This window comes from Dokdonella sp. (assembly GCF_049593775.1).
Taxonomy (GTDB): domain Bacteria; phylum Pseudomonadota; class Gammaproteobacteria; order Xanthomonadales; family Rhodanobacteraceae; genus Dokdonella.
In genome coordinates this window covers 1-8,396 of the sequence record NZ_JBAWHJ010000235.1, presented here as the reverse complement: position 1 = coordinate 8,396, position 8,396 = coordinate 1, and the positions used below count along the sequence as shown (strand labels likewise).

Here is an 8,396-nt window from a genome sequence, read left to right as displayed (position 1 = left end):
GGTACGCATCTTCATCATGTACGGACAGACCGAAGCGACCGCGCGCCTGGCCTGGTTGCCACCGGAAAAGCTTGAGGAAAAAGCCGGCGCAGTCGGCATCCCGATTCCCGGCGTCGAACTCGTTGTTCGCCGCGAAGATGGAAGCACTACGGATTCAGGCGAAATCGGCGAAGTGTTCGCACGCGGCCCGAACATCATGCTTGGCTACTGGCGCAATCCCGATGCAAGCGCGGGCGTGCTGCGCGAGGGCTGGCTCAAGACGGGCGACATGGGTCATTTTGATGAGGATGGATTCCTGTACCTTTCGGGTCGGCGCAGTGACATGATCAAGACCGGTGCCCATCGCGTACACCCCAAGGATGTCGAGGAAGTCATCGCCGAGCTGCCCGAAATCGCCGAGACTGCCGTTGCAGGCATCGACGATGACACCCTTGGACAGGTGATCAAGGCCTTTGTCGTAGTCGCCGCGGAGCACGCGTTGACCATCAACCAGATCAAGGCACATTGCCGTGATCGACTCGCTGCATACAAGATACCGAAACTCATCGAATTCGTAGACGCGCTGCCGAAGACAGCATCAGGCAAGATCCGGCGCGCGGAACTGATTGCCACCACCGAACCGCGGGAGGTCTCGTGACAAAGCTGGAATGGAGCGTTCTGGACATCGACTACCAACAGGAGGCGGATCGAATCGCCAAACGACTGCGCGAAGTCACGGCTCGCGAATTGCACAAGCGTGGCCTGGTCGTCGCCATTTCCGGCGGCATCGACAGCTCGGCCAGCGTGGCGCTTGCGGTTCGTGCGCTCGGCCCCGAACGCGTCTTCGCCCTGATCCTTCCCGAGCGCGACTCGTCCGACGACAGCGCCGCGCGCGCCAATATCCTCGCCAGCCATCTTGGCATTCGTGTCGAAACGGTGGACATCGCTCCGGCGCTCGCCGCGATCGGCTGCTACAAGGCTCGCGATGAAGCCGTGCGCAGGGCCCTGCCCGAATATGGCGAAGGCTGGCGCTTCAAGATCGTCATCGAGGGCGGCATCGATGGACAGATCAACCGCTTCAAACTGGTTGCCGTATCGCCGACCGATGAACAGGTCGAACGGCCACTCGGCCTCAGCGAATACCTGCAGATCGTCGCCGCCACGAACTTCAAGCAGCGCATTCGCAAGAACCTCGAGTATTTCCACGCCGATCGCCTCAACTACGGTGTGGTCGGCACACCGAACCGGCTTGAGTACGACCAGGGCTTTTTCGTCAAGAATGGCGATGGCGCTGCCGACGTCAAGCCGATCGCGCATCTGTACAAGACCCAAGTGTACGGCATGGCCCGGTTTCTCGGCCTGCCCGAACGCGTCTGTGCAGCGATTCCGACCACCGACACCTACAGCCTCGAACAGGGCCAGGACGAGTTCTATTTCGCACTGCCTTATCGCTCCATGGATCTGGCCTTGTGGTCGCTCAACCACGATGTGCCTGCAGCCGAACTGGCTGGCGTGCTCGAGATCAGCGACACGCAGGCCGAGGCTGTCTATGAAGACATCCGCAGCAAGCGGCGCACGACCCGCTACATGCACCGCGCACCGATCCTGGTTGGCGAAGTCAATGAACTGGACCTGCCGCATTGAGTGAGCCTGCTCCGGCGCCGTACGTGGTGGACATCGGCGATGTCGCGCGCGATCGCGGCAAGGTGCTGGGACTATGGCGTGGAAACCTCGGCGAGGACGTGCGCATGCAGTCCAAGTTCGACTGGTTCTATGCCAAATGTCCGTTTGGCGAGCCCACGCTGTGCCTGCTGCGCCATGTCGCCGACGGCTCCCATGTTGGCGTGGCCTCGGCGGGTCCGCGCAAGATGCTGGTAGGCGGGTCCGCGATGGAAGCCGGGGTACTCGTTGACCTGGCCGTAGGTGCCGAACATCGCTCGCTTGGCCCCGCGATGATGTTGCAGGCTGCCATTGCCGAACATGGCGCGGCCCGATTCAGCCTGTTGTACGGATTTCCAAACCCCAAGGCCGCGCCGGTATTCAAGCGCGTGGGCTACTCGAAGCTGGGTGAAATCGTGCGCCATGCACGTGTCCTGCGCCATGCCGACTACCTCGCCCGGCGCATGCCGCGCGCGCTGGCGACGATGGGCGGCTGGCTGGTTGATATCGGCGTGCGCCTTCGCGACGGCTGGCGCGCACGCAGCGATCCGCGCCTGCTGGTGCTCTGGAGTGATGCGGCCGATCCACGTTTTGACTCGCTGTGGGCTCGATCCGCACCCGACAGCATGGCCTTGTCGATACGCGACTACGCTTTTGCACGCTGGCGTTTCGACCAGTGCCCGTTCGAAAAGACACAATTTCTGTTGTTGAGCGATCCCGCCAACGGCGATCTGCAGGCGTGGTTTGCCTGCCAGGTGAAGGACAACACCCTGCATGTGCGCGATTTCTGGTCCGCAGAAGCCGCCACTGGTGTGTCGCGTACCCATGTCGACGCGCTGCTGGCCGAAGCGCGCAAGCAGGGTCATGCCGCACTCTCGATTGAAATCGCGGGGCGTTCCGATCGCCTCGAGGGCTGGCGAGCAGCGGGTTTCAGCGCACGCGGCAAACGCCCGGTATTCGGCAAATGGAGTGATGGTCGCAACGTGGACGATGTCGACCTGTACCTGACCTCGGCCGACGAAGACGAGTAGACCCGCGTGTTCAGCTTGTGAGCAGGCGACTCTGTTTGCGAAACAGCAACAAGGCGAGTTTGTCGGCGCGAAAGCCGCCGCCCTTGCCGACGATTCCAGGTTGTTCGAATCCGACGCGTCCGAGCAACCAGCCGGGCCGATCCGCAATCGGATTGATGACCGGATCACTGGTGAATACCAGCTGGTAACCTGATTGATGTGCGCGTTCGGCTATTTCCGGCGTGTAGCGACCGTGAGGGAATGACATGGTCGCAGGCGGCTCGGACGGATCCAGATACGGCGCGACCTGGGCGCGAGCGCCGGCCAGTTCGGCATCGAGGTTGGCAGCCAGCGTCATCGGCGTATGTGTCTTGCCGTGCAAGCCGATGGCAAAGCCGCCGCTCTCGAGCACGCCAAGCTCCTCGGCCAGCAGCATGTGCCGATGCCCGTCATCCATGGCTTCCGCCAATGGCGCCAGCGCGGATTCACGCTCGGCATCGGTCAGTTTCTCGATAGCCGCGATGGCCTCGCGCAGGGTTGCCATGTCGTTGCCAGCCGAAGGACGCGCCTGCCCGGCCGATGCAAGCAACTCGCCGGCTTTCACCTTGCCAAGCCTCCAGCCTCCCACCAGGCGCTCCTGGTAGAACGGCAAGCGCCTTCCGACTACATCAGCCACCAGGAACAGCAAGGCAGGCAAGCCGGCGGCGCGCAGGCGCGGCAAGGCGAAATCGAGATTGTCCGACCAGCCGTCATCGAAAGTGATCAGCAGCGCGCGATCCGGCAACTGCTTCTCGCCGCGACGGGCCGCCAGAACATCGGCGGTGGCGACGATGTTGTAATGCTTCGCAAAGAAAGCCAGACAGCGATCAAACAACGCAGTATCCAGCGTGTAGTCGGGATCACACGAAGCCCAGCGCGGATCGCGCGGGTCGATCACGCGATGGAACATGATGACCGTCAGCGTGCGCCGATTGCGAAAACGGTGGTAGAGACCGAGCAGGCCGCTACCATAGAGGCACTTCTTGACGAGATCAGACAGCATGACCGCAGTTCCGGATGTTTCGGCCATCATACCGACATACAACCGACGCGAGCTCGTGATCCGCGCGATCCACTCGGCGCTTGCGCAAACGCGTGAGGTCGACGAAATCATCGTCATCGACGATGGATCGACGGATGGCACGGGCGAGGCCCTCAAGGCCGCGTTCGGTGATCGCATCATCAGCGTGCGCCAGGCCAATGCCGGCGTCTCTGCGGCGCGCAATCGCGGCATGGCGATGGCACGCGGGCGCTATATCGCCCTGCTCGACAGCGACGACGAATGGATGCCAGAGAAAACCGCGAAACAAGTGGACTGGCTTGAGGCGCACCCTGCCTTCGGCATGGTCCTTTGTGATGTCGAACGGGTCGACATCGAGGGCCGACCGATTGACCGCTTTCGCCGTCGCGATGTCATTCGCGAGGATGGCTGGGTGCTGCCCATGGTGTTGCAGGACCCTGCCCTGGCGCCGGTTTCGGCAATGTTCCGGCGCGAGGTCTACGCCGATATCGGCGGTTTCGACGAGACGCTGGCCACGGCCGAGGATCTCGATTTCCATCTGCGCATCGCCAGTCGATGGCAGATCGGCGTCGTCGAGGAAGCGCTCGCGCGAGCTATTCGTGGGCATGACGGGCTTTCTTCGCTGTCGCGCACCTACGACGACTACACCCGCGTCATTGAACGCTGCGTGGCGGAATCGGGCGACCGGGTTTCCGAGCAGGACAAGTCGCGCGCTCTGGCTGCCGGTTATTTGCGCAATGCACGCGGCGCGATCTTCGATAATCGCTTTCGCGCGGCCTGGGCATGGACGCGAAAGGCTCGCGGCACATCGGCGGATCCGCGTATTCGCCAGAACGTGCGCGCAACGGTGCTACTGGGCTTCAAGCGCATGGCGCTGAATCTGGCCGGCCGCAACAAACGCTAGAAGCCGTTCGGGCAACTCGTAGCCAGCTCGGGATTCAGTCGAATCCGTTCTCGAAAATGAAGTCCGATTCGGATGAATCGAAGCGCCAGATCCGGCCATTCTGGTGGTCGACCACGTAAAGATCGCCATTCTGGCCTTCACCGAAGGCCGACACGGTGCCATAGCCCGGTGCAATGCCCGAAGGAAACACCGTGAATGTCGGGCCCCCGGCTTGCGCGCCAATGAAAATCTGGCTGCTGCAAGAATCGCCGAATATGTAGTGCCCGTTCAGCGGCCCGATCGGCCCGCGATAGCGGTACCCGCCCGCGATGGAGCAGCGCAGGTCGACATGTGAGTATTCGATGACGGGGGCGACTGATCCGTAACTTGCAGGACAGTTCGACCCGGAGCCGGAAGGGCGACCGAAATGGTTGCCTTCGCACTGCGGGTACCCATAATTGCGATTGGAACCGCCGGATGCTGGCCTATAACTGACTTCTTCCCAGTTGCCCTCGCCGACATCGCCGATCCAGAGGTCGCCATTGGCTCGGTCGAAACTCCAGCGCCACGGATTGCGGAAGCCGTACATCCAGATCTCGGCGCAGGTGTTGGCCGTGCCGGCGTAGGGATTGCCGGGCGGGATGGAATAGCTGGCCGGCTGCCCCGGGGTTGCGCCGCACATGTTGGCAGCGGCAGATCCGGTCGTGTTGCGCACATCCAGACGCAGCATCTTGCCCATCAGGTAATAGGTCGTATTACCAAACGTCTTCTTCCAGAGGTTCTGGGCCAGATCTTCCGGATCGAAGCTGCCGGTTCCCGAGCCCGTTCCCCAATAGAGGTAGTTGTCCGGACCGAAGTGGATGTCACCGCCGTTGTGGTTGTAGAACAGCGGAATTCGCATGACTTCGGTATCGGTGCCCGAAAACGTGTTTGCTGCCGGGTTGCTGGCTACCAGGCGACGCAGGATTTCTCCGTTGCTGCCACTCCCGGTGTAGACGATGTAGAGCGTGCCATTGCTGGCGAAGTTCGGATCGAACGCGATGCCGAGCAAACCGCGCTCAACATCCGAAGTATCCACGCTTCGGGTGTAGTACGGCGTGCCGAGCAGCGTTCCGCTACTGTTGATAATGCGGATGCTGCCCCCGCGCTCAAGTACGAACAATCGCCCGCTGCCGTCCTCGGGACTGCGCAGGGCGACCGGATTGGTGAGGCCACTGGCAACCGGGGTCAGGTGCAGGTCAGCCGGAATCGCGGCCAGTGCGGGCGACACGAGCAAGGCTAGCAGCGCGCTGAACACCGCTGCAGGAAAAAGGGTTCTGGACTTGATTTTCATGGCATCGGCCCGTTTCCGGGGCAGCTCCATTGCTGGCGACGTCGATGTGCACCAGTGGAGCGGTGCATTGGCGATGACCGCAGGCAACCGGTTTCGCCAGAAAGCAGGAGTCGCCTTTGATTCCTGCGACACCGTAGTATAGCCCAGAGTACCGATTCCACTGATGCGTTGTGCGCAAACGGAAAACCATTGAAACCGCAGATTCATAGCTACAGCACGAATAGCAATGCCATCTGGGAGCGTGCCGCCGATGGTGAATTTCGTGTCGGCGGCCGGCCGCTGTCGGGTGTCGTCGACGCGGTCGGTTCCACGCCCTGTTATCTGTACGATCGCCAGCGCCTGAGCGCACGCGTGGCCGCGCTGCGTGCGGCGCTGCCCGAAGGCATTCAGCTGCACTATGCCGTCAAGGCCAATCCTATGCCCGCCCTTGTCTGCCACATGGCGAACCTGGTCGATGGCCTGGATGTCGCTTCACGGGGGGAACTGCGCACTGCGCTGGACAGCGGCATGCCTGCCGATCGCATCAGCTTCGCAGGGCCCGGAAAATCCGATGCCGAGCTGCGCCAGTCGCACGCAGCCGGCATCCTGGTCAACATCGAGTCATTCCGCGAACTGGATGCGTTGAAGCAGGCCAGTGAGCGCAGCGGTATCGCTGCACGCGTTGCAGTCCGGGTCAACCTGCCGTTCGAACTGCGTGCATCGGGAATGAAGATGAGTGGTGGATCGCGCCCATTTGGCGTCGATGCCGAACGCGTTCCCGAGTTGCTTGCCGACATCGCCGCCGCGGGACTCGATTTCGAAGGATTCCACCTGTTCGCGGGCTCGCAGAACCTGAATGCGCAAGCCATCGTCGAAGCGCAGACGCGCAGCTACGAACTCGTTCTCGACTGGCTTGAGGTTTGCCCCGTTGTTCCACGAATCCTGAACCTCGGCGGCGGATTCGGCATCCCGTATACGTTGCGGGATTCGGCGCTTGAACTGGCTTCGATCGCCGACAACCTTGAACAATTGTGCGTGCGTTCCAGGCGGGAGATGCCGGGTGTTTCGCTGGCCATCGAACTGGGCCGCTACCTGGTCGGTGAAGCCGGCCTCTATGTCGTCCGCGTCATCGACCGCAAGATCTCGCGGGGCCAGGTCTATCTCGTGGTCGACGGCGGCATGCATCACCATCTGGCCGCCTCGGGCAATTTCGGCCAGGTCATGCGCCGGAACTACCCCGTCGCCGTCAATCGGCTGACTGCGGAAAAGGAGACTGCCAGCGTAGTCGGTCCGTTGTGTACGCCACTCGATCTGCTTGCCGACAATGCCGAACTGGATCGTGCCGAAGTCGGCGATCTTGTTGTCGTCTTTCAATCAGGTGCCTACGGACGCAGTGCCAGTCCGCGAGAATTCCTCAGCCACCCGGATGCAGTCGAAGCTTTGGTTTGAGTTTGGTTTTGCCACTTTGCAGGAGCAGGCTTCAGCCGCGATGCTTATGGTCAGGTACAACAAGAGCATCGCGGCTGAAGCCTGCTCCTACCCATTCAAGAATCGGCCGAACCGGTTTCACTATCTTCAATAGACCGTCCTTCGGCTTCGGCCTGCAGCGCGCTGCGCCGGATCTTGCCGGTTGGGGTTTTCGGCAAGGCATCTCGAAACTCGATCTGCCTGGGCACCATGAAGTCTTCGAGATGGGCCATGCAATGAGCGATCACGTCTCGCGCTGTCAGATTCGAGTCGGCCGCAAGCGCCACGATCGCTTTCACTGACTGGCCAAGAATCTCGTCCGTTACGCCGACCACCGCCGCTTCACGGATGCCTGGCATCGCGTAGAGCACGTTCTCGACTTCCCTGGGGCTGATCTTCTCGCCGCGCGACTTGATGATGTCATCCTTGCGCCCGACGAAATAGCAGTAGCCCTGGGCATCCATGCGGAACAGGTCACCCGTGTGGAGGACCTTCTCCCACGGGTAACGCCCAACGCGCAAAGCCTTGGCCGTCGCGTCGTCGTTGCGCCAGTAGCCCTGCATGACATGACCTCCGCGAACGACCAGCTCACCGACGGTATCGGGCGGCATCACCTGTCCGTTCTCGTCCGCGACCCAGACTTCGGTGCCCGGAATGGCAATGCCGACGCTGTCGGGGCGGGATTGCAGTTGTTCTGGCGGCAGATAGGTGCAGCGCTTTGACTCGGTCATGCCATACATCGAGAAGATCTGCGCCCGCGGAAACATGGCCTGCAGTTTCAGGATGTGCGCAGGCGGCAGGGCGGCCGCCGTGTTGGTCAGGAAGCGCACGCTCGTGGCCCATTCGGGCTTGAAGTTGCGCAACTGCACAATCAGCGCAGCCATGGTCGGCACCAGCGGGAACCCGGTGACGTTCTCGCTGGCGAGCAGGGGCAGGATCTTTTGCGGAAACGCGAAGGATCGCTCGAGCACCAGGGTTGCGCCGGTCAACACGCACATGAGCCACTGATACAGGCCATAGTCAAAC

The 8,396-nt window shown here is 61.9% G+C and carries 8 protein-coding genes; 5 read left to right on the top strand and 3 right to left on the bottom strand.

Features of this window, described 5'->3' with window-relative positions:
* The 3 genes from WBP53_RS08520 to WBP53_RS08510 form a co-directional block, all read left to right on the top strand.
* The coding region (locus WBP53_RS08520; protein ID WP_423927890.1) for a class I adenylate-forming enzyme family protein at nucleotides 1-637 on the top strand (637 nt) is incomplete at its 5' end.
* Complete coding sequence (nadE, locus tag WBP53_RS08515; RefSeq protein WP_423927888.1) at nucleotides 634-1,623, top strand: NAD(+) synthase; 990 nt, start codon at nucleotides 634-636, stop codon at nucleotides 1,621-1,623. The genes WBP53_RS08520 and nadE, both read left to right, overlap by 4 nt.
* Nucleotides 1,620-2,669, top strand: coding sequence for a hypothetical protein (locus WBP53_RS08510; RefSeq protein WP_423927886.1), 1,050 nt, complete (start codon nucleotides 1,620-1,622; stop codon nucleotides 2,667-2,669). The genes nadE and WBP53_RS08510 overlap by 4 nt, the downstream gene beginning before the upstream one ends.
* 10 nt (nucleotides 2,670-2,679) lie before the next feature.
* Here the strand turns inward: WBP53_RS08510 and WBP53_RS08505 are convergent, their stop codons facing one another.
* The gene (locus tag WBP53_RS08505; protein WP_423927884.1) at nucleotides 2,680-3,690 is read right to left on the bottom strand and encodes a polysaccharide deacetylase family protein; all 1,011 of its coding nucleotides are present in this window, start codon (nucleotides 3,688-3,690) and stop codon (nucleotides 2,680-2,682) included.
* Here WBP53_RS08505 and WBP53_RS08500 point away from each other — a divergent pair.
* Nucleotides 3,689-4,612: a glycosyltransferase family 2 protein gene (locus WBP53_RS08500; RefSeq protein WP_423927882.1), complete on the top strand. Its 924-nt coding sequence runs from the start codon at nucleotides 3,689-3,691 to the stop codon at nucleotides 4,610-4,612. The two genes, WBP53_RS08505 and WBP53_RS08500, sit on opposite strands and share 2 nt — an antisense overlap.
* Nucleotides 4,613-4,646: 34 nt before the next feature.
* On the opposite strand, the gene WBP53_RS08495 is transcribed toward WBP53_RS08500, so the two are convergent.
* On the bottom strand, nucleotides 4,647-5,924 hold the full coding sequence (locus WBP53_RS08495; protein WP_423927880.1) for a PQQ-dependent sugar dehydrogenase: 1,278 nt from the start codon (nucleotides 5,922-5,924) through the stop codon (nucleotides 4,647-4,649).
* A gap of 189 nt (nucleotides 5,925-6,113) precedes the next feature.
* Here WBP53_RS08495 and WBP53_RS08490 point away from each other — a divergent pair, with 189 nt between their 5' ends.
* Nucleotides 6,114-7,352 (top strand): pyridoxal-dependent decarboxylase, exosortase A system-associated, encoded by a 1,239-nt coding sequence (locus tag WBP53_RS08490; protein WP_423927878.1) that lies wholly within the window; start codon nucleotides 6,114-6,116, stop codon nucleotides 7,350-7,352.
* A gap of 95 nt (nucleotides 7,353-7,447) precedes the next feature.
* Here WBP53_RS08490 and WBP53_RS08485 read toward each other — a convergent pair.
* Nucleotides 7,448-8,396, bottom strand: a 949-nt coding sequence (locus tag WBP53_RS08485; RefSeq protein ID WP_423927876.1) for a class I adenylate-forming enzyme family protein, incomplete at its 5' end; no start/stop codon positions are given.

Excerpts from the sequence above, each read along its gene's own strand:
- WBP53_RS08500 (WP_423927882.1), top strand. The coding sequence starts at position 3,689 with ATGACCGCAGTTCCGGATGTTTCGGCCATCATACCGACATACAACCGA.
- WBP53_RS08505 (WP_423927884.1), bottom strand. The coding sequence starts at position 3,690 with ATGCTGTCTGATCTCGTCAAGAAGTGCCTCTATGGTAGCGGCCTGCTC.
- WBP53_RS08495 (WP_423927880.1), bottom strand. The coding sequence starts at position 5,924 with ATGAAAATCAAGTCCAGAACCCTTTTTCCTGCAGCGGTGTTCAGCGCG.